The sequence below is a fragment of the Curtobacterium sp. YR515 genome (genome assembly GCF_900113095.1).
Taxonomy (GTDB): Bacteria; Actinomycetota; Actinomycetes; order Actinomycetales; family Microbacteriaceae; genus Curtobacterium.
Genome location: NZ_FOOD01000004.1, coordinates 211,338 through 232,005 on the forward strand (window position 1 = coordinate 211,338; position 20,668 = coordinate 232,005).

17 protein-coding genes and 1 tRNA gene are annotated in these 20,668 nt (G+C 73.2%); 7 read left to right on the forward strand and 11 right to left on the reverse strand.

From position 1 onward, the window contains the following. Window positions 1-398: 398 nt before the first annotated feature. The 5 genes from BM028_RS12380 to BM028_RS18870 all read right to left on the reverse strand — a co-directional run bounded on the left by BM028_RS12380 (window position 399) and on the right by BM028_RS18870 (window position 5,842). The gene (locus tag BM028_RS12380; RefSeq protein ID WP_175496070.1) at window positions 399-755 is read right to left on the reverse strand and encodes a Fe-S oxidoreductase; all 357 of its coding nucleotides are present in this window, start codon (window positions 753-755) and stop codon (window positions 399-401) included. A gap of 2 nt (window positions 756-757) precedes the next feature. After that, window positions 758-2,161, reverse strand: coding sequence for a dihydrolipoyl dehydrogenase family protein (locus BM028_RS12385; RefSeq protein WP_092386928.1), 1,404 nt, complete (start codon window positions 2,159-2,161; stop codon window positions 758-760). 88 nt (window positions 2,162-2,249) lie between these two features. Beyond that, entirely contained in the window at window positions 2,250-3,071 is an 822-nt protein-coding gene (locus BM028_RS12390) for an arginase family protein (RefSeq protein ID WP_092386930.1), read from the reverse strand. A 45-nt stretch (window positions 3,072-3,116) separates the two neighbouring features. After that, window positions 3,117-3,842 carry a PspA/IM30 family protein gene (locus BM028_RS12395; RefSeq protein WP_070416310.1) on the reverse strand — a complete coding sequence of 242 codons (726 nt, stop codon included), beginning with the start codon at window positions 3,840-3,842 and terminating at the stop codon, window positions 3,117-3,119. Between the two features lie 56 nt (window positions 3,843-3,898). After that, on the reverse strand, window positions 3,899-5,842 hold the full coding sequence (locus BM028_RS18870; protein ID WP_175496071.1) for a TPM domain-containing protein: 1,944 nt from the start codon (window positions 5,840-5,842) through the stop codon (window positions 3,899-3,901). Between the two features lie 274 nt (window positions 5,843-6,116). Here BM028_RS18870 and BM028_RS12405 point away from each other — a divergent pair, with 274 nt between their 5' ends. Continuing rightward, complete coding sequence (locus tag BM028_RS12405) at window positions 6,117-6,320, forward strand: hypothetical protein (protein ID WP_022905704.1); 204 nt, start codon at window positions 6,117-6,119, stop codon at window positions 6,318-6,320. A 24-nt stretch (window positions 6,321-6,344) separates the two neighbouring features. Next, complete coding sequence (locus tag BM028_RS12410; RefSeq protein ID WP_092386934.1) at window positions 6,345-6,908, forward strand: 4'-phosphopantetheinyl transferase family protein; 564 nt, start codon at window positions 6,345-6,347, stop codon at window positions 6,906-6,908. Here the strand turns inward: BM028_RS12410 and map are convergent. Beyond that, window positions 6,892-7,659, reverse strand: coding sequence for a type I methionyl aminopeptidase (gene map, locus BM028_RS12415; protein WP_071302524.1), 768 nt, complete (start codon window positions 7,657-7,659; stop codon window positions 6,892-6,894). The two genes, BM028_RS12410 and map, sit on opposite strands and share 17 nt — an antisense overlap. 45 nt (window positions 7,660-7,704) lie before the next feature. Here map and BM028_RS12420 point away from each other — a divergent pair, with 45 nt between their 5' ends. Further along, entirely contained in the window at window positions 7,705-8,001 is a 297-nt protein-coding gene (locus tag BM028_RS12420) for a helix-turn-helix domain-containing protein (RefSeq protein WP_092386939.1), read from the forward strand. 25 nt (window positions 8,002-8,026) lie between these two features. On the opposite strand, the gene BM028_RS12425 is transcribed toward BM028_RS12420, so the two are convergent. From BM028_RS12425 to BM028_RS12445, 5 genes are all read right to left on the reverse strand, one after another. Continuing rightward, window positions 8,027-9,418, reverse strand: a complete 1,392-nt coding sequence (locus BM028_RS12425) for a M1 family metallopeptidase (RefSeq protein WP_254789560.1) — start codon at window positions 9,416-9,418, stop codon at window positions 8,027-8,029. Then, a complete protein-coding gene (locus BM028_RS12430; protein ID WP_092386941.1) occupies window positions 9,343-13,269 on the reverse strand; it encodes a Pls/PosA family non-ribosomal peptide synthetase in 3,927 nt (1,308 codons plus the stop codon). The genes BM028_RS12425 and BM028_RS12430 overlap by 76 nt, the downstream gene beginning before the upstream one ends. 45 nt (window positions 13,270-13,314) lie before the next feature. Next, entirely contained in the window at window positions 13,315-14,310 is a 996-nt protein-coding gene (locus tag BM028_RS12435; protein ID WP_254789562.1) for a Gfo/Idh/MocA family protein, read from the reverse strand. Window positions 14,311-14,512: 202 nt separating this feature from the next. After that, a tRNA-Arg gene (locus BM028_RS12440) sits at window positions 14,513-14,584 on the reverse strand. A gap of 111 nt (window positions 14,585-14,695) precedes the next feature. After that, window positions 14,696-15,271: a hypothetical protein gene (locus BM028_RS12445; RefSeq protein ID WP_070416304.1), complete on the reverse strand. Its 576-nt coding sequence runs from the start codon at window positions 15,269-15,271 to the stop codon at window positions 14,696-14,698. A 59-nt stretch (window positions 15,272-15,330) separates the two neighbouring features. Between BM028_RS12445 and argS the strand changes: the two genes are divergently transcribed. From argS to BM028_RS12465, 4 genes are all read left to right on the forward strand, one after another. Then, window positions 15,331-17,001, forward strand: coding sequence for an arginine--tRNA ligase (gene argS / locus BM028_RS12450; RefSeq protein ID WP_092386945.1), 1,671 nt, complete (start codon window positions 15,331-15,333; stop codon window positions 16,999-17,001). An 80-nt stretch (window positions 17,002-17,081) separates the two neighbouring features. Then, window positions 17,082-17,837 (forward strand): LmeA family phospholipid-binding protein, encoded by a 756-nt coding sequence (locus tag BM028_RS12455; protein WP_070416302.1) that lies wholly within the window; start codon window positions 17,082-17,084, stop codon window positions 17,835-17,837. Between the two features lie 58 nt (window positions 17,838-17,895). Beyond that, a complete protein-coding gene (gene lysA, locus BM028_RS12460) occupies window positions 17,896-19,299 on the forward strand; it encodes a diaminopimelate decarboxylase (RefSeq protein WP_092386947.1) in 1,404 nt (467 codons plus the stop codon). A 44-nt stretch (window positions 19,300-19,343) separates the two neighbouring features. Beyond that, the gene (locus tag BM028_RS12465) at window positions 19,344-20,651 is read left to right on the forward strand and encodes a homoserine dehydrogenase (RefSeq protein WP_092386949.1); all 1,308 of its coding nucleotides are present in this window, start codon (window positions 19,344-19,346) and stop codon (window positions 20,649-20,651) included. Window positions 20,652-20,668 lie beyond the last annotated feature (17 nt).

The window sequence follows — 20,668 nt, forward strand, 5'->3', positions numbered from 1 at the left end:
CGCTCGGGGCGGCGCGTCCGGTGCGGTGCGACCGTCGGACGGGAGGCGCGGGGCGGGCTTGAGCCGAGCCTCCCGTCCGGCCGTGGCTTCGGATGCACTTCCTTCCGGGCGGGGCGCTCCCCGAGCGGGCGCGACGCGCCGCTCGCGTACTCCGAGCGGGCGGAACCTGCTGCTCGCCGGCGTCGAACGGGACGGATTTCGCCCGCTCGGCACGGGTTGGGCCGGGCCGGGCCGGGCCGGGCCGGCCCGGGTTGGGTCGGGTTGGGCCGGGCCGCAGCCGGTCAGCCGAGCGGGTACGACACGCCGCTCGCGTCTGCCGAGCGGGCGGAACCTGCTTCTCGCCGGCGTCGGGCGGGACGGATTTCGCCCGCTCGGGGCGGGCGCGAGGGCGCCGCGCGTCAGCGGTAGTTGCCGTCCTCGAGGCCGGCCTCGATCTCGAACCGGTTCCGCAGTGGATCCTGCCCGGCCAACGCGTACACGATCGGCATGAGCATCCCGTACCGCCGCCACTGGTCGACGTGCACCCGCTCGTGCCGGAGCACCCGGTCGCCGTCGTTGTCCCGCGTGAGGTAGACCGACCCCACGCAGGTGCCACCGCGGCGGAACACCCACCGCGGCAGCCCGGTGCACACGATCAGCCCGTCGACGACCCGTACCTTCCCGGTGGAGAGCGGGACGCCGACGGCGAGGCCGACCGCGGTCGCGAACGCCCACCCCGCCCGGGACACGGGGGAGTCGAGCAGGGGGTTCCGCACCGCTACTCCGGGCGGCCGTAGGTCTCGAGCAGTCGCAGCCAGATCTCGTTCATCGTCGGGTAGGCGGGGACGGCGTGCCAGAGGCGGTCGACCGGGACCTCGCCCACGACGGCGATCGTCGCGGCGTGCAGCATCTCGGCGACGTCCTGGCCGACGAAGGTCACGCCGACGACGACCCCGCGGTCCTCGTCGACGACCATCTTCGCCCGCCCGGTGTAGCCGTCCGCCTGCAGCGAGGCGCCGGCGACGTTGCCGAGCTCGTACTCGACCGCCCTGACGTTCAGCCCCTGCTCGCGGGCCTTGGCCTCGGTCAGGCCGACGCTCGCGACCTCGGGGTCGGTGAAGGTGACCTGCGGGACGGCAGCGTGGTCGGCGGTGGCGACGTGCGCACCCCATGGTTCGGTGTGCAGCGGCGTGCCCTGGTGCCGAGCGGCGATCGCTTCGCCCGCGGCGCGCGCCTGGTACTTGCCCTGGTGGGTGAGGAGCACGCGGTGGTTGACGTCGCCGACGGCGTAGAGCCAGTCGGTGCCCTGCACGAGCATCGTGTCGTCGACCTGCAGCCAGTCGCCCGCGGTCAGCCCGACGGACTCGAGGCCGAGGTCCTTCGTGGTCGCGGCGCGTCCGGTCGCGGCGAGGACCTCGCTCGTGATGACCGTCGAGCCGTCGTCGAGCGTCGTCGTGACGAGGCCGTGCTCGTCGCGGTCGACGCGGGTGGGGTTCACGCCGGTGCGGACGTCGACGCCCAGTTCGCGGAGGGAGTCGGCGACGAGCTCTCCCGCGAACGGCTCCATGCCGCCGAGGAGCCCGTGCCGTGCGACGAGCGTGACCTTCGCCCCGAGGGACGCCCACGCGGTCGCGAGCTCCGAGCCGGAGACCCCGCCGCCGATGACGAGCAGGCTCTCGGGCACCGTCTGCGCGCTGGTGGCCTCACGCGTGCCCCACGGCGTCGCGTCGGCCAGCCCCGGGACGTCGGGGAGGATGTGCAGCGAGCCCGTGACGACCGCGATCGCCGCGGCTGCCGTGTACGTCGTGCCGTCCACCTCGATCGTCTTCTCGCCGGTGATCCGGGCGTGGCCGCGGATGAGGTCGATGTCGGCGGACTCGAGCCACGAGACCTGGCCGTCGTCCTTCCAGTCCGAGGTGAAGGAGTTCCGTCGGGCGAGCACGTGCGCCGCGTCGAGGTCGCCCGTGACCGCCTGCTTCGCACCGTCGAGTCGCTTCGCCGCGGCGAGGGCGTGCCCGCTGCGCAGCAGGGCCTTGGACGGCATGCACGCCCAGTAGGAGCACTCGCCGCCGACGAGCTCGGCCTCCACGATGGCGACCGACAGGCCGCGCTTCTTGGCGTAGTCCGCCACGTTCTCGCCGACTGCGCCGGCGCCGATCACGATGAGGTCGTAGTCCGTCATGTCGCCGAGCGTACGCGGATCGGCATGGGTCATGCCGGGCGCGGTGCGTACCCGTGGAGAACGGGTCCGCGGGGGAGTGTCGGGACCGTCAGGCGGTGCGGGACGCGCTCGTCAGCGCGCCGACCGCACGCAGGATGACGCCGAGGTCGTCGACCGCGCGGTCCGGGTCGACCGGCGCGAACCCGGTGAGGGCCGCGCCCGCCAGTCGTCGTCCGCGCGTGGCGGCCTGGATGCGTTCGACGAGTCCGGCGCCGTCCAACCCGAACGGGACGGGCTCGAGCAGCCCGTCGACCTCCGACGGGTCGAGGACGTCCAGGTCGACGTGCACGAACACCGCCTGGGCACCGGTGGCGTCCACCGCTGCCGCGATCGCGTCCGGGGTGGCGGCGTCGACGTCGAGGTGCGCGATCCCGGCACGGTCGAGGGCACCTGCCTCGGCGTCCTCGACCCCACGCACGCCGGCGACGACGACGGACGACGCCGCCAGGGTCGGAAGGGCCGGGAACAGGTCGTCGGGGCGGTCCACGAGGATGCGGAGCACGGCGGTCTCGGCGGCGACGGGCTGGGCGCGGTTGAGAGCCCGGAAGCCGCTCGACCCCGCGATCCGCACGAAGGCGGTGTCCGGTCCGAGCCCGACCGTGGCACCGAGCACGCTCGCACCGTCACCGCCGACGACGAGGACCGGCTCGCTCGACACCGTGGTCTCCTCGGCGACGCGTTCGGCCACCGACAGCACCGAGGTGTACCGGGCGACGGCCGTCTCGAGACGATCGCCGGCGCCCGCCGGGACGTCGACCACGGTGGTCGACGCGCGCGGGAGGTCGGCCGCGATCGCCGCGGCTCCGTCCCCGAGGCGCATCGCACGGGACGACGCCGAACCCTGCCACTGACCGACCACGAGGAACTGCATCGTGCCAGTCTGTCAGGCGGGGTCCGGCGTCGTCCGAGGAGCGCGTCAGATGCTCGACGAACCGCCGGACTTCAGGGCGGCGAGCCGTGCCTCGACCTCGGCGTCCTTGCCCACGTCCTCGAGGCTCTCGAACTGCGAGTCGAGGCTCGACGACTGCAGCTCCTGCTGGCCGAGGACCTTCGCCTCTTCGCGGCGCACCTTCTCCTCGAAGCGGCCGAGGTCGCTCGTCGGGTCGAGCACGTCGATGTTGCCGAGCGCGTCGTTGACCTTGGACTGCGCCTCGGCCGTCTTCGACCGGGCGACGAGGTTGTCGCGCTTCGAGCGGAGCTCCTCGAGCTTCTGCTCCATGCCGGCGAGGCCCGACTTGAGCTTCTCCACCGCCTCGTTCTGCGAGGCGAGGTTCGGCTCGGCGTCCTTGACCTCCTGCTCGGCCGCGATCTGCTTGCCGATCGCGATCTTGGCGAGGTTGTCGAACTTGTCCGCCTCGGCCGTCTTGCCCTCGGTGCGGTACTTGTCCGCAGCGGAGGAGGCGTTGGCGGCCTTCTGGCCCCACTCCACCGCTGCCCGCTTGTCCTCTTCGTGGTCCTGCTCGAGCAGTCGGACGTTGCCGATCGTCTGCGCGATCGCCGTCTTGGCGTCCGCGATGTTGTTCGTGTAGTCCCGCACGAGCTGGTCGAGCATCTTCTGGGGATCCTCGGCGTCGTCGATGAGCTGGTTGATGTTCGCCCGGACGAGGGTCGAGATCCGCCCGAAGATCGTCTGCTTTGCCATTGCTGTTCCCTTTCGTGGAAGGACTGGTGTGGTGCTGTTGGTCTGTGGTGCCCGGTCTAGAAGCGGCCGCCGCCGGAGAAACCGCCCCCGCCGCCTCCGCCGCCCCCGCCGAAGCCGCCGCCGCCCCCGAAGCCGCCGCCTCCGCCGAAGCCGCCACCCCCGAAGGAGCCGCCGCCGTAGCTGCCGCCGCGACCGCCGAGCAGGCCACCGAGCACGATGCCGGTGACGAGGCCGCCGAGCTGCGCGCCGTTGCCGCCACCGCCGCCGAAGCCGCCGCCACCGCCCCAGCCGCCCATGTCGTCGTTCGCGGCGTCCATCGCGGCCGCCGCGTACTGCTCGGCCGCACGCGCTGCCTGCAGCGCCTGCCCCGGGTCCGTCGTGGCGAGCTGGACGGCGTCGTCGAGTGCTCGTTGCGCCTCGGACAGCCGCGTCCGCGCCGTCGGTCCGACCCCGCCGCGGTGCAGCGAGATGAACTCGCGCGCCTGGCTGATCCGGTTCCGGGCGTCGCGGAGCGCGTCGTCGAGCGCACGGGATGCCCGACGCTGCTGTTCCTCGGCGCCACGGGCCGCGGCGATGGCCTGGTCGATCTCGGTGTTCGCCTTGGTGAGGGCGTCGACCGCGGTGATCGGGTCCTTCGGGTCGAAGCCCTGCCGCAGCACGGTCTCGGCACGGGTGACCGCGGCGGCGAGTTCCGATCCGCCGACGGTGAGGGTGCGCGCCGCGGCGACGTCGCCCTCGATGTCGACGCGCATCGCCTCGGCGCGTGCGGTGGCCTCGGCGAAGCTCGCCTCGGCAGCGCTCGCGCTCGACGTGAGCTGCTGCACCTGCGCGAGGGCGTGCTGGGCGTCGCGCACGGCGACGACGGCCTCGCCCTTGTCGCCCGCGGCGATCGCTGCGGTGGCCGCCTGGGACCGTTCGGTCGCGTAGGCGAGGACCTGCTCGGCCTGGTCGACGCTGTCCGACACGGTCGCGAGGGTCCGGCCGGTGTACGCCGAGCGGACCCGGTCCAACGAGGCGCTCGCCTGCTGGACCGATGCCGGGGCGGCGGCGACGGCCTGCGCGAGCGCGGCAGCGGCTTCCTCGACGCCGTCCTCGAGCGAGCGGAGCTTGTCGAACGACTCCGTCTGCTCCTCGATCGAGGCGTGCGCCTGCTCGCAGATGGCGATGATCTGGTTCGCCCAGTCGGCGCGCTGCTGCGGGGAGTCCGGGATCTCGTCGTCGAGCTGCTGCTGGAACGTGAAGGCCTTGCGCACGGCTTGCTGCGCCGCGGCGACCGCCTCGGCGAAGGGCTTCGCGGCGTCGGCCCCGAACTGCGCGGTGGCGAACCCGACCTCTTGCTCGGCGGTGCGCAGCTCGTCGTCGATCGTCACGAGGGCGCCGCCGGCGGTCCGCTCGAGGTCGGCGAGGGACGCTTCCTGCGCCTTCGTCGCGGCGGCCGTCCGGCGCTTGTTCCGCGTCCGGATGACGAGCACCACGACGACGACCGCGACGACCACGACGGCGAGGAGGATCCACAGCCAGGTGAGGTCCGGCGGCGCCTGGGTGTCGGCGAGGCCGTTCGCGAAGGCCAGCGCGGCACCGGACCAGTCGCTCTGCTTGAGGGCCGGCAGCAGGTCGTCGTCCACCGCGGACTGGACGTCGGACGACGAGATGCTCGTCTCGTTCGTCTGCTGGACGTCGTAGTTCCGGTCGTCGACGGCGACCGACAGCAGGATGCCGTCGGAGTCGATCTGGTTCGCCGACATCGTCGCGGCGCCCCACTCGGTGTGGTCCGACGGGTTCGTGAACGTCGGGACGAAGACGACGTAGAGCTGGGTCTTCGTGTCCGTGTAAAACTGCTGCACGGCGTTCTCGATCTGGGACTGCTGCGAGGAGCTGAGCACGTCGGCCTCGTCGAGGACGTACGCGCCACCGAGATCGACCGGCGCGGTCGCTCGCGCCGTCGCCGCCGGCGCCAGTACGAGGAACACGGCGAGGAGTGCCGCAGCGATGCGTCCCACCAGCCCCGGCGTCCCCCTGTCGGTCCTCGTCCTGCCCGTGGCCGATCCGCCCTGGACCGCTCGCATCCGTCCTCCGTCCGTCGCCGTGGTCACGGTCCGAGTACCCCCGGAACCGCGCCCCGGAGCGCTGTTGCCCGGAGTCTATCCACGCCGCGCAGCGCTCGGACAGACTCCGGGCGAACCCTCGTGGAACCCCGGGCCTGTGCAGGTGTTGTACCCCGGGCCGGGGTATGCTCGGGGAGCGTTCGACGACGAACGAGACAGGGGAACTGCAATGGAGCGAACAACCAGCACCGAGGTCGTCCCACTCGAGGACGGCTACCACCGTGTGTCGACGCCGGCGAGCGGTGTCATCGGCTTCGTGCGCGAGCACGACGGCCGCTACGAGGTCCTCCGCGGACGGGTGCGCCAGGCGACCCGGTCCGAAGGGCTCTACAGCACGATGAACGTCGCGCTCATCGCGCTCACCCACGCCTGAACCACCCGACGTAGGCTCGCCTGCGTGAGTCTCCCGCGCCTCCAGACCGTCGTGGTGACGGTCCGGCGGTCCGGCGGCAGTCCCGACGCGGACCGGGAGGCGCTGCTCACCGCCGTCGCGTCGGCGGCGGGTGTCGACGTCTCCGCCGTGCGCGCGGGGCGCGTCTGCCCGCACTGCGCCGCGACGGATCACGGCCGCCCCTGGGCCGAGGTCGACGGCTCCGCCGTCGGCGTGAGCCTCGCACGGACCACCGACCTCGTCGCACTGGCCGTCGGACCACCCGGGATCGGCGTCGACCTCGAGCGCGTGTCGCGGGTCGCAGCAGCCCCGCTCGACGCGTTCACGCCCGGGGAACTCGCCCGGTCCGGCGACGACACTGCCCGGGCGGCGTGCTGGGCGGTGAAGGAGGCCGTCCTCAAGCGTGACGGCCGAGGACTCCGGGTGGATCCGACCCGCGTCGACGTCGACCTGGGTCGGGGCACGGCGGCCCTGGACGGGATGTCGCAGCCGGTCTCGGTGTTGTTCCCCGCGGTCGACGTGGTGCTCGCGGTCGCGGCGGGAGGGGCTCCGGTCAGCGTGGGAGCGTGAGGACCTCGACGCCGTCCTCGGTGATCGCCACGGTGTGCTCGGTGTGCGCGGTGCGTGCTCCCGTGGCGCTGCGGAGCGTCCAGCCGTCCGGGTCGGTGACGAGCACGTCGGTGTCCGCCATCACCCACGGCTCGAGCGCGAGGAGCAGCCCGGGGCGGAGGGTGTAGCCGCGTCCGGGTCGCCCGGTGTTCGACACGTGCGGGTCCTGGTGCATCGTCGAGCCGATGCCGTGGCCGCCGAACTCGACGTTGACCGGGTAGCCGGCGCCCTCGAGCACCGTGCCGATGGCGTGCGACAGGTCGCCCGTGCGGACCCCGGGGCCGGCGGTCTCGATCGCTGCGGCGAGGGCGCGCTCGGTGGCGTCGATGAGGGCGAGGTCGGCCGGGTCCGGTGTGCCGACCACGAAGCTGACGGCGGCGTCGGCGGCGATGCCGTCGAGCGAGACGGCCAGGTCGAGCGTCAGCAGGTCGCCGTCCTGCAGGGTCCGGTCGTGGGGGAGTCCGTGCAGGACGGCGTCGTTGACGGCGGTGCACACGTGGTGGCCGAACGGCCCGCGTCCGAACGACGGGGCGTAGTCGACGTAGCAGGACTCGGCGCCGGCGTCCTCGATCATCGCCTTCGTCCACCGGTCGATCTCGAGCAGGTTCGTGCCGACGCGGGTGCGCTCGCGCAGGGTCTGCAGGATCGTGCCGACGAGGGCTCCGGTGGCGCGGGCACGGTCGACCTCGGCCGGGGTGAGGATCTCGATCATGGGATGATCATACCGGTACTGGAAGACCGGTATTAGTGTGGGCACATGGTCCGTCTCCCGCTCAGCCCCGCCGAGGTCGCCCGTGGTCGGCGGCTCGGAGCGCTGCTCCGTCGTGCCCGCGGGGAGCGCTCGATGCTCGACACGGCGCTGCGGGCCGGGATCTCGCCGGAGACGCTGCGGAAGATCGAGACCGGCCGCATCGCGACGCCGGCGTTCTCGACGATCGCGTCCGTCGCCGGGGTCGTCGGGCTGTCCCTCGACGCGGTGTGGGCCGAGGTGAACCGTACCCCGGAGACGGCCGACGTCGGCGGCGCTCCGGACCTGGTCGAGACCGCGAGCTGACGCGCGCGACGCCGCCGACCGATCCCTAGAGCGCGGGGACGGTGGGCTCGTCGAGCCAGGGTGCCGTCACGGCCCGGACCGCGTCGACGGCGGTCCCTGCTGCGTCGGCGAACGCGGCGTGCACGTCCTCCGGTGCGACCGACCCGTACCGGTGTCGCTCGGTGATCGTCCGGAGCCCGGCGAAGAACGCGTCGTCGCCGACCGACCGGCGGACGGCGTGCAGGGCCAGGGCGCCACGCTTGTAGACCCGGTCGTCGAACATGTCCTTCGGGCCCGGGTCGGCCACGACGAGGTCCTCGGGCTGCTCCAGGAGCCCGTCGCGGTACGTCGCCGCGAGGGTGTCCGCCGACTCGCCGCCGCGGTGCTCCGACCAGAGCCACTCGGCGTAGCAGGCGAAGCCCTCGTGCAACCAGATGTCCTTCCACCTGGTGACCGTCACGGAGTTGCCGAACCACTGGTGCGCGAGCTCGTGTGCGATGAGCCGGTCGGTGCCGTGCTCGCCGTCGACGTGGTTCCGGCCGAAGACCGCCAGGCCGTGCGCCTCGAGCGGGATCTCGAGCTCGTCGTCGGTCACCACGACGCCGTAGGATGCGAACGGGTACGGCCCGAACCGGTCCGCGTACAGGGCGAGCATGTCCGGCACCCGCCCGAAGTCCGTCTTCGCTGCCGTGCCGAGGTCGGCGGGGTGGTGCAGCGTGACGGGGGTGTCCGAGCCGCGGAGCCTCGTCGTGCGGTAGCGCCCGATCTGCACCGTCGCGAGGTAGGTCGCCATCGGCTCGGTCGTGGCGTACGTCCACGTCGTGCCGGCGCGGGCGCGCTCCTTGCCGAGCAGCTCGCCGTTCGCGACGACGTCGTACGCGGCCTCGGCGGTGATCTCGAACCGGTAGGTGGCCTTGTCGTCCGGTCGGTCGTTGCACGGGAACCACGACGGGGCGCCGGTGGGCTGCGCGGCGACGATGACGCCGTCGGTCAGCTCCTCCCAGCCGATCTGGCCCCACGGGCTGCGGAGCGGGTGCGGTGTGCCGCGGTACCTCACGTGGACGGTGAACTCCGTGCCGGCGGCGACGGGCTCGGCCGGGGTCACGGTGAGCTTGTGCGTCGCGGTCGTGTGCTTCTTCGCCCGCTTGCCGTCGACGTCCACCCGGTCGACCGTCATGCCGTGCAGGTCGAGGACGACACGGTCGAGGTCCTCGTGCGCACGGCCGGTGATCGTCGCGGTGCCGTCGAGGCGGTTCGTCGCGACGCGGTACTCCAGACGGAGGTCGTAGTGGTGGGCGCTCCACCGTCGGTCGCCGCTGTGCGGGGTGTACGGGTCGGCGTCTGGGTTCGTCGAGGCGGGCTTCACGGTGCCGTCGAGTCTGCCACGGCGACGTGCTCGACGGACGACCGCGCCGGCACCGGCGGCGCCGATGTCCACGGAGCGATCGGGTTGCCCGACCAGTGCGTCCCGCCGGGCACCTGCTCGCCGCGCATCACGAGGGACGCCGGCCCGACGGTGGCGCCCGGTCCGATGCCCGCCGCCGGCAGCACCACGCTGTGCGGCCCGAGCGTCGCACCCGGGTCGAGACGGACCTCGTCGAGCTGCATCACCCGGTCGTGGAACAGGTGCGTCTGCACGACCGTGCCGCGGGCCACGGCGGCTCCGGACCCGATCGTCACGAGGTCGGCCTCCGGGAGCCAGTACGTCTCGAGCCAGGTGCCGCGGCCGATCGTCGCCCCGAGACTGCGGAGCCACGCCGCGAGGGCCGGCGTCCCCGTCGCCTGCTCGGCGAACCACGGCCGGGCGACGGTCTCGACGAACGTGTCCTGCACCTCGTTCCGCCACACGAACGACGACCAGAGCGGGTGCTCACGGGCGGCGATCCGGCCGACGAAGGACCACTTCGCGATCGTCGACACCACCGCTGCGACGGCACCGGCGACGATGAGCACCGGCCCGGCGAGCAGCACCGTCCACCCGATGCCGACTGCCGTCCAGAGCGCGAGCAGCGTGCCGACGACCCCGAGCGCGATCCCCGCGGACACCATCGGGGCGACGAGGCGCAGGAGTTCCCAGCAGCCTCGAGCGACCTTGAGGGACCGCGGCGGCCGGAACGTGCGCTCCTCGTCGAACTCCGCCGTGGCGCGCCGGAGCCGCACCGGGGGAGAGCCGAGCCACGACGATCCGCGCTTCGCCTTCTTCGGGACGGCGGACAGCACCGCGACCAGGGCCTCGCGCGGCACCGAACGTCCGGCGCCGGTCATCCCGCTGTTGCCGAGGAACGCCCGCCGCCCCACCTTCGACCGACCGATCCGCACCCGACCGCCGCCGAGCTCGTACGTCGCCACCATCGTGTCGTCGGCGAGGAACGCCCCCGAGGCGATCTGCGTGAGCGCCGGGATGAGCAGGACCGTCGAGATCTCGGTGTTCCGTCCCACCCGCGCCCCGAGCAGCCGGAGCCAGAGCGGGGTCACGAGCGACGCGTACACCGGGAACAGCAGCGTCCGGGCGCCGTCGAGGATCCGCTCGGTCGTCCACACCTGCCAGCCGATCCGAGAGCGCACCGGGTGCCGACCCTCGTGCAGACCGATCCCGAGCAACCGCACCGCGGCCACGACGAGTGCCGCGTACACGAGCCCCGCGACGACCGTCCCCACCGGTACCCACGCCAGCGCGAGCAGCACGGCCCGCTGGAGGGACGCGACCGGTCCGACGAGGAGCCACACCAGCCCCACCCCCGCGGCGACACCGATCACCGGCAACCCGGCCACGGCCAGGGACCCGGCCCCGTACGCCAGCAGCCACCGGCGTCGGGACGGGGGCCGCGCCTCCCGGTCGTGCCGAGCCGACCCGACGCGTTCCGCCGGCGACCCCGCCCACCGCTCCCCGTCGGGGACCCGGTCGGCGACCGCGGAACCGGCCTCCACCTCGGCACCGACGCCCACGTGCGCACCCGGCAGCAGCGTCGTCCGGCTGTGCACCACGGCGTCCGCGTCGATCCGGACCCGGCCGAGCCGGAACACGTCGCCGTCGACCCAGTGTCCGGCGAGGTCGACCTCGGGCTCGATCGACGCCCGCTTGCCGACCGTCAGCATCCCGGTCACCGGCGGCAGCGCGTGCAGGTCCACGTCCTTGCCGATCGTCGCGCCCAGGGCCCTGGCGTAGTAGCTGATCCACGGCGCACCTGCCGTCGAGGGGCCGTCCACCGCCTCGGCGATCCGCTCCGCGAGCCAGACCCGCACGTGCACCGACCCGCCACGGGGGTGGTCACCCGGACGCACCCCGACGAGCAGGGCCCGGACGAGGACGACCGTCACGGCCATCTTCCCCGCCGGGGTGACGAACAGCACGAGCGCCACGACGAGCGCCGGCCAGGGCAGCACCGGGACGGACGGTAGCGTCGTCGCGTGCAGCACCGCCGCCACGAGCGCCGTCCACGTCAGCACCCGCAGACCGCGGAGCACCTGCAGGGGCAGCCCGAGCACCGTCATCACCACACCGGTCGCCGGCGGGACCGGCCGGACGTCGCGCGGCACCGACGTCACCGGGCCGGAGTCGTCGAGCGCGTCCGCCAGCGCCCCGATCCGGGGGTGGTCGTACACGTCGGCCACCGTCGTCGTCGGGAAGCGCTCACGGATCGCCGACACGAGCTGCGCCGCCGTCAGCGACCCCCCGCCGTGCGCGAAGAAGTCGTCGTCGACGCTCGCCACCGGCACCCCGAGGATCGCGGACCACCGCTCGGCGATCCACGCCACCGTGTCCGGGAGCATCGCCGTGTCCGACGACCCCGGCAACGGCCACGGGAGCGCGGCACGGTCGACCTTGCCCGAGGTCCGCGTCGGCAGCGAGTCCACCACCGCGAGCAGGGGCACGAGCGCCGCCGGGAGCTCCTCGCGCAGCCGAGCGTTCGCCGCCGCCACGTCCACCGTCGCACCCGTGACCGGCGCGACGTACCCGACCAGCACCTGGTTGCCCGCCGGCGTCCGCTGCACCACGGCAGCACCCCCGGCCACGTCCGGCAGCCCCTGCAACGCCGCGTCGATCTCCCCGAGCTCGATGCGACGACCGCCGAGCTTCACCTGGTCGTCCGCACGACCCTGGAACACGAGCCCCTCGGGGTCGTACCGCACCAGGTCCCCGCTCCGGTACGCCCGCTCCCACCCGAGCTCCGGGAACGGCGCGTACTTCTCGGCGTCCTTCGCCGGGTCCAGGTACCGCCCGAGCCCGACGCCGCCGATGACGAGCTCCCCGACACCCCCGGGCTCCACCCGGGCACCCGCCGCGTCCACGACCGCGAGGTCCCAGCCGTCCAACGGCAACCCGATCCGGATCGGCGTGCTCCCGTCGAGCAGGGCACCGCACGCCACCACCGTCGCCTCGGTCGGACCGTACGTGTTCCACACCTCCCGCCCGCGGCTCGCGATCCGCGCAGCGAGCTCCGGCGGGCAGGCCTCACCACCGAAGGTGACCAACCGCACCTGCTCCAGCGCGTCGTCCGGCCACAGCGCCGCGAGCGTCGGCACCGTCGACACCACCGTGATCCCGTGCGCGATGAGCCACGGCCCCAGGTCCACCCCGGTGCGCACGAGCGACCGCGGCGCCGGCACCAGGCACGCACCGTGGCCCCACGCCAACCACATCTCCTCGCACGACGCGTCGAACGCCACGCTCAGACCCGCCAGCACCCGGTCGCCGGGACCGATCGGCGCGGCCTGCAGGAACATCCGCGCCTCGGCGTCCACGAACGCCGCCGCGGACCGGTGCGTCACGGCGACGCCCTTGGGCACACCGGTCGACCCGGACGTGAAGATGATCCACGCGTCGTCGTCCTGCCGGGGGAGCTCGCCGCTCGCCGCGGGGTCGGTCACCGGGAGTTCCGCGCCGTCGCGGTCACGCAGGACGCCGCCCACTCCGATCACGCCGACGACGCCGGCCTCGCCGAACACGAGCGTGGCGCGTTCCTCGGGGTCGTCGGCGTCCACCGGGACGTACGCCGCGCCGGCCGCGAGGACCGCGAGGATCGACACGTACAGGTCGCGCCCGCCGGACGGGATCCGGACGCCCACCCGGTCGCCCCGTCGGACCCCGCGTCGCGCGAGGTCGTCGGCCTGCTCGTGCACCAGTCGCACGAGCGTCGCGTAGTCGATCGTGCCGGCCGGGTCCTCGAGCGCGGTGGCGTCGGGGTGCTCGGCGGCGGTCGCGGTGAGGACGTCGAGCAGGGTCCGTGGTGCTGGGGCGTCGGCGCCCCGGGCGAGTTCGTGCTGCGGGTTCCCGGTGGCTGCGGTCATCGAGTCCTCTTCCCGGTCGCGTGCGGGGTCGACCGGCCCGTGATCCTAGGGGGTGGACGTGTCGCGTTCGGAAACACCGGGGGCGTCCGCCCGGGGACCGAGCGCGGACCGCGCCGCGTCGAGCGTCGCGGCGAGGTCGATCGAGTCGTCGAGCGAGTGCAGCGGCGACTCCGTGCGCCCCTCGGCGACGTCCTGCGCGAGCGCCGCGGTCTGCCAGACGAGGCCCTGTCTGCCACGGAGGCCGCTCTCGTCCTCCCAGTGCGCCGTCTCCGCGCCGTGGTGCAGCGCGAAGGACGCCGGGAACACGAAGTGGTCGGTGTACCGTACGGTGGCCGTGCTCCCCGCGATGACCGCGAGTCCGGGCGTCCACGCCGTCATCGTCGTGGTCACCACGGCCTGCGCGCCGCCGGCCGACGTCGACACGGTGACGGACTGGAGGTCCACCCCGCGTCCGGAGACCGCTCCCGTCGTGCTGCTGGTCACCGGGGTGCCGGTGGCGAACCGTGCGAACCAGTGCCCGTACACGCCGGCATCGAGGAGGGCGCCGCCGCCGGCGGCGGGGTCGAACATGCGATCGGCGGGGTCGGGGTCGTGCGGCCAGCCGACGTCGACGGACGCGAGCCGGACGTCGCCGAGGGCGCCGTCCGCGAGGAGCCGTGCGACGACGGTGGTCCCCGGGAGGTACCGGGTCCACATCGCCTCCATCGCGAACACCCCGGCGCGACGGGCGGCCTCGGCGACGGTGCGGGTGTCCGCCTCGGACGTGGTCATCGGCTTCTCGACGAGGACGTGCTTGCCCGCGGCGATCGCGAGGAGCGCGTGGCCGAGGTGCTGCGGGTGCGGTGAGGCGACGTAGACGACGTCGACGGCGGGGTCGGCGACGAGGGCTTCGTACGAGCCGTGCACGCCGGGGATCCCGTGTCGCCGGGCGAAGGCGGCGGCGCGTTCGGGGGAGCGGGAGCCGACGGCGACGACGCGCTGGTCGGAGTTGGCGTGGAGCGTCGACGTGAAGTCGCCCGCGATCTCGCCGGGACCGATCACGCCCCACCCGAGCCTCGGCCCACCTCGCAGCGGCGCAACACCAGGTTCCGGAAACACGAGGCTCATGCGCCCGACGCTACCGCGTTGTGCGCCCCCGATGGCCCCTGCCCCGACTGCTCCCAGAGGGAAGGTCGGCGAAGCCGACATCGCGCGGCGCGTCCTGAGCGAAGCGAAGAACTCGCCTTGCGCGGGAATGTCACTGTGCCCCCAGGAGGATTCGAACCTCCGCCCCTGCCTCCGGAGGGCAGTGCTCTATCCCCTGAGCTATGGGGGCCCTGGGTGGAACCAACCGTAGCAGGTCCGCACGGCTGTCCGAGACCACGCGTGTCGTGACGGGAGGCGCGGGTCGGGCCCGCACCGCGCCTCCCGTCCGACCCGTGTCGGGTCAGCCGGCCGGCGTCGCGGACGCGCTCGGCTGCACGACGCTCCGCACCGCGTCGACGACCGGCTGCGCGCCGCCGGGCTCGGTGAAGAGGGTGGAGGTCGCTGTGATCCAGTACGGGTCGGCGAAGGCGTCCGCGCGCCCGACGCCGTCGGTGAGCGAGAAGTACCCCTCGACCCGGTAGGTCGGCACGGATCCGCCCCGTTCGTAGAGCGCGTCCTTGAGGTTCGTGAGCGACTTCTCAGGCAGGTCGGCGACGGCGACCGTGATCGTCGTCGAGGCGTCGTCGGTCGCGCTCCAGTGGCACACGCGACCCCGCTGCTCGGCGATGCGCGCCGCCGGGGTCCCCTTCTCCGGCGTGAAGTCGTCGTCGAGGGTGAACGTCTTCCCGTAGACGGACAGGGCGTCGGCGGGCAGGAGCTCGGTGCACGTCTGTGCGACCCGTTTCCCGATCGGACCCGCCGTGGCGCTCGGCGTGGCGCCGTCCGAGCCGCCGCCGGAGCACGCCACCAGGGCGACGGACGCGGACACGGTGAGGAGGGCGACGCTGATCGCCCGGACGCGGCTGCGGGTGGTCATCCCGACATGATGGTGCATCGACCGGGGAGGACCTGTGCGTCCCGGTAGACTCGACCCTCGTGACTCCTGCCGAACTCTCCGCCGCGTACCTGTCGATCCTGACCGGGATCGTCGAGCGACGAGGCGCGTCCGACACCGTGACCATCGAGGAGTCCCACGCGGCACTCGAACGTCCGAAGAACCGCGCGCACGGCGACTGGGCCTCGAACGCGGCGATGCAGCTCGCGAAGCGGCTCGGCACGAACCCGCGCGAGCTCGCGACGGAGATCGCCGGTGAGCTGACCGAGCTCGACGGCGTGGACTCGGTCGACGTCGCGGGCCCCGGCTTCATCAACATCACGCTCGAGGCCGCCGCTGCCGGCGAGATCGCGCGCACGATCGTCGAGGGCGGCGAGTCCTTCGGGCACGGCGACCTGTACGACGGCGTGCGGATCAACCTCGAGTTCGTGTCCGCGAACCCGACCGGGCCGATCCACATGGGCGGCGTGCGCTGGGCCGCGGTGGGCGACAGCCTCGCGCGGGTGTTCCAGGCGCAGGGCGGCCTCGTCACCCGCGAGTACTACTTCAACGACCACGGCGCGCAGATCGACCGCTTCGCCCGCTCCCTCGTCGCGTCGGCCCTCGGCGAGCCGACGCCCGAGGACGGCTACGGCGGCGCGTACATCGCCGAGATCGCGGCGCGCGTGATCGCGACGCTCGACCCGTCGGTCGACGTCGAGGACCTGCCGCGCGACGAGGCGCAGGAGCTCTTCCGGCGCGAGGGCGTCGACTTCATGTTCGCCGACATCAAGTCGTCGCTGCACGACTTCGGCGTCGACTTCGACGTGTACTTCCACGAGAACGCCCTGCACGAGTCGAAGGCCGTCGAGCGCGCCATCGAGCGACTCCGCTCGGAGGGCGTGATGTACGAGGCCGAGGGTGCCGAGTGGCTCCGGACCACCGACTTCGGCGACGACCGCGACCGCGTCGTCATCAAGTCGGACGGCGAGCCCGCCTACATCGCCGGCGACCTGGCGTACTACCTCGACAAGCGCGAGCGCGGGTTCGAGCGGAACCTCATCATGCTCGGCGCGGACCACCACGGCTACGTCGGCCGGATGATGGCGATGTGCGCCGCGTTCGGGGACGAGCCGGGCAAGAACCTCGAGATCCTCATCGGGCAGATGGTCAACCTGCTCAAGGACGGCGAGCCGATGCGCATGTCGAAGCGCAACGGCACGATCGTCACGATGGAGGACCTCGTCGACGCCGTGGGCGTGGACGCCGGCCGGTACTCGCTCGTCCGGTTCGCCAGCGACACCGCGATCGACATCGACCTCGACCTGCTCACGAAGCGCACGAACGACAACCCCGTGTTCTACGTGCAGTACGCCCACGCCCGCACGCAGTCCGTGGCCCGCAACGCCGCGAACGCCGGGGTGGACCGGTCGGCCTTCGACGCCTCGCTCCTGACGCACGACACCGAGGGGGCCCTGCTCGGCGCCCTGGCGGAGTACCCGCGCGTGGTGCGCCAGGCTGCCGAGCTCCGCGAGCCGCACCGTGTGGCGCGGTACATCGAGCAGCTCGCCGGGCTCTACCACCGCTGGTACGACGCCTGCCGGGTCACGCCCCTCGGCGACGAGGCCGTGACCGACCTGCACCGCACGCGCCTCTGGCTGAACGACGCCACCGGCCAGGTCGTCCGCAACGGGCTGGGCCTGCTCGGCGTGACGGCGCCGGAGCGCATGTAGCGGTCGCCGTCCGGCCGGCGCGCCGGGCGCACGCCGCGCCTCCAGGCTCGCTGCCGGGGCCACCTGGCAAGGTGGGACGCATGTCCGCCGCCACCGTGACCCCCCGGAAGCGCCGTCGCTGGCCCGTCGTGCTGATCGTCGTCGTGGTCGTCCTCGCCGCGCTCGTCGTGATCGCCGAGTTCGTCCTCCGCGGTGTCGTCGACCGCATCATCGCCCAGCAGGTCGAGCAGTCGCTGCCGTCCGGCGCCACCGGCGAGGTCGAGGCGCACGCGAAGGGCATCGTCATCCCGCAGCTGATCAGCGGGCAGCTCGACGAGGTCGAGATCTCCTCCGAGAAGCTCACCATCGACGGCATCCCGCTCGCCGCCGACGTCACCGCGCGAGACGTGCCCGTCGACGGCAAGGGCGACGTGCGCGACGTCGACGGCCACGTCCGGCTCGCGGCCGCGTCCGTGAAGGACCTGTCGAAGTACAGCCCGCTGTTCGACCGGCTCAGCCTGGTCGACGGCGGCGTGGAGCTCTCCGGCAAGACCGCGGTCCTCGGCTACGACATCACCTACGCGGCGAAGGGCGACGTCGCCGCGCAGGACGACGGCAAGGGCATCACGATCACGCCGAAGACGGTGCGGATCACGAACTCGTCGCTCGGCCTCAAGGTGGACTCGATCCCGGGCGTCACGAACGTCCCCGTCGAGGTCTGCACGGCGCAGTTCCTGCCGTCGGGGCTCCTGGTGCGGTCGCTCGACGTCACCGCCTCCGAGGCGACGGTGCGCGTCACGGCCGACTCGCTGCCGCTCAACGAGGCGGGGTTGCAGACGGTCGGTTCGTGCGGTTGAGCACGTGGCTGCGTCACACGGCCAGGAGGCGCGGCTCGGCTCGGTAGGATCGGGTCCCGTGAGCGAGAACCCCCTTGCCCCGCAGCACCTGCGGTTCCCGACGGACGCCTCCGCGCTGACCGCGCGGATCTGGCCCGCCTCCGCGACCCGGACCGACGACGGCGAGCTCGTCGTCGGCGGGATCGCCGCGTCCGACCTGGTCGCGCAGTTCGGCACGCCGCTGTACGTGGTCGACGAACGCGACGTGCAGTCCCGTGCGGTGCGGGTGCGGAACGCCTTCACCGAGGCGTTCGAGCGGATCGGCACCCGGGCGCACGTCTACTACGCCGGCAAGGCGTTCCTGACGACGCAGGTCGCGGCGTGGATGGTCGAGGCCGACCTCCGCGTCGACGTGTGCACCGGCGGCGAGCTCGCGGTGGCCCTGGCCGGCGGAGTCGACCCGGCGCTCCTCGGCTTCCACGGCAACGACAAGTCGGACGCCGAGATCGCCCGCGCGGTCGAGGTCGGCGTCGGCACCATCGTCCTCGACAGCCACGAGGAAGTGCAGCGCGTCGCCCGTGCCGCGGCCGACGCCGGGGTCGTGCAGCGCGTGCGCATCCGGATCAACAGCGGGGTGCACGCGTCGACGCACGAGTACCTCGCCACCGCGCGCGAGGACCAGAAGTTCGGCATCCCCCTGACCGAGGCCGTCACCGCTGCCGAGGCCGTCCGCGCCGAGCCCTCGCTCGCCTTCGTCGGCCTGCACTCGCACATCGGCTCGCAGATCTTCGACGAGTCCGGCTTCCGCGAGGCCGCGCGTCGCCTGATGGACGTGCACGCCACGCTCGTGGCGACCGGTCCGGTGCCGGAGCTCAACCTCGGCGGCGGCTGGGGCATCGACTACACCGAGGCCGACTCGGCGTTCGAGCCGGAGGACGTCGCCGACGCGCTCGCGACCATCGTGGCCGAGGCCTGCGCCGAGCGGGACATCCCGGTCCCCGAGATCGCGGTCGAGCCCGGCCGGTACATCGTCGGGCCCGCGGGCATCACGCTCTACCGCGTCGGCACCATCAAGCCCGTGACGCTCTCGGACGACGAGCAGGAGCCCGCCACCCGGACGTACGTGTCGGTCGACGGCGGCATGAGCGACAACGCCCGACCCGCGCTCTACGGCGCCGACTACACGGCCCGGCTCGCCCGGACGTCCGACGCCCCCGCGGTCCTCACCCGGGTGGTCGGGAAGCACTGCGAGTCCGGCGACATCGTCGTGAACGACGAGTACCTGCCCGGTGACGTGCACCGCGGGGACCTCCTCGCCGTCGCCGCCACCGGTGCGTACTGCTGGAGCCTGGCGAGCAACTACAACCACGTCGGACGCCCGCCGGTCGTGGCGGTCGCCGACGGCGTACCCCGTATCCTCGTGCGTGGCGAGTCGATCGACGACCTCCTCGCCCGCGACACCGGGGTGGTCCCGGGGGCCTGAGCCCCTCGGACGACCCGACTCCCCACGAACAGGACCCGCACCAGATGATCGAATACCGCAACGTCCGCGTCGCGCTGCTCGGAGCCGGCTCGGTCGGTTCCCAGGTGGCGCGGCTCCTCCTCGAACACGGCGACGAGCTCGCCTCGCGCGCCGGGGCCGGCCTCGAGCTCGTCGGGATCGCGGTGCGCGACCTCGAGGCCCCGCGCGACGTCGACCTGCCGAAGGAGCTCTTCACGACGGACGCGGCGTCGCTCATCCTCGGCGCGGACATCGTCGTCGAGCTGATCGGCGGCATCGAGCCGGCACGGACGCTCGTGCTCCAGGCGCTGCAGTCCGGCGCCGACGTCGTCACCGGCAACAAGGCCCTCCTGGCGACCCACGGCCCGGAGCTCTTCGCGGTCGCCGAGCAGGTGGGCGCACAGCTCTACTACGAGGCCGCCGTCGCCGGCGCGATCCCGATCATCCGACCGCTGCACGACTCCCTCGCCGGTGACCGCATCGAGCGCATCATGGGCATCGTCAACGGCACGACCAACTTCATCCTCGACCTGATGGACCGCGAGGGCTCGACGTTCGAGGACGCCCTCGCGACCGCCACCGAGCTCGGGTACGCCGAGGCCGACCCGACCGCCGACATCGAGGGCTACGACGCCGCGCAGAAGGCCGCGATCCTGGCGTCGCTCGCGTTCCACACCTCGGTGCCGCTCGCCGCCGTCCACCGCGAGGGCATCACCTCGGTGACGATCGAGCAGGTCCGGGCCGCGCGCAAGGCCGGGTACGTCGTGAAGATCCTCGCGACGGCCGAGCGCCTGACCGACGAGCAGGGCACCGAGGGCGTCAGCGCCCGCGTGTACCCGGCCCTCGTGCCGGAGTCGCACCCGCTCGCGAGCGTGCACGGGGCGAAGAACGCCGTGTTCGTCGAGGCCGAGGCCGCCGGCGACCTGATGTTCTACGGCGCCGGTGCCGGCGGGGTCGAGACCGCCTCGGCCGTCCTCGGCGACCTGGTGTCCGCCGCACGCCGACACGTCATCGGTGGCCCCGGCATCGCCGAGTCGACCCAGTCCGCGCTGCCGGTGTTCCCGATCGGCACCGTCCGCACGCGCTACCAGATCACGCTGCAGGTCACGGACGCCCCGGGTGTGCTGTCGACCGTCGCCGGCGTCCTCGCGAAGCACGGCGTCAGCGTCGAGACCGTCGAGCAGACCGTCGCCACCGGGTCCGACGCGACCGCGACCCTCGTCATCGGCACGCACCTGGCGCGCGAGTCCGACCTCGCCGCGACCGTGGTCGCCCTCCGCAACGAGGACGTCGTCGCCGAGGTCACGAGCGTCCTCCGCGTCGTCGGCGCCTGAGCCGCGCCCGACCGAAC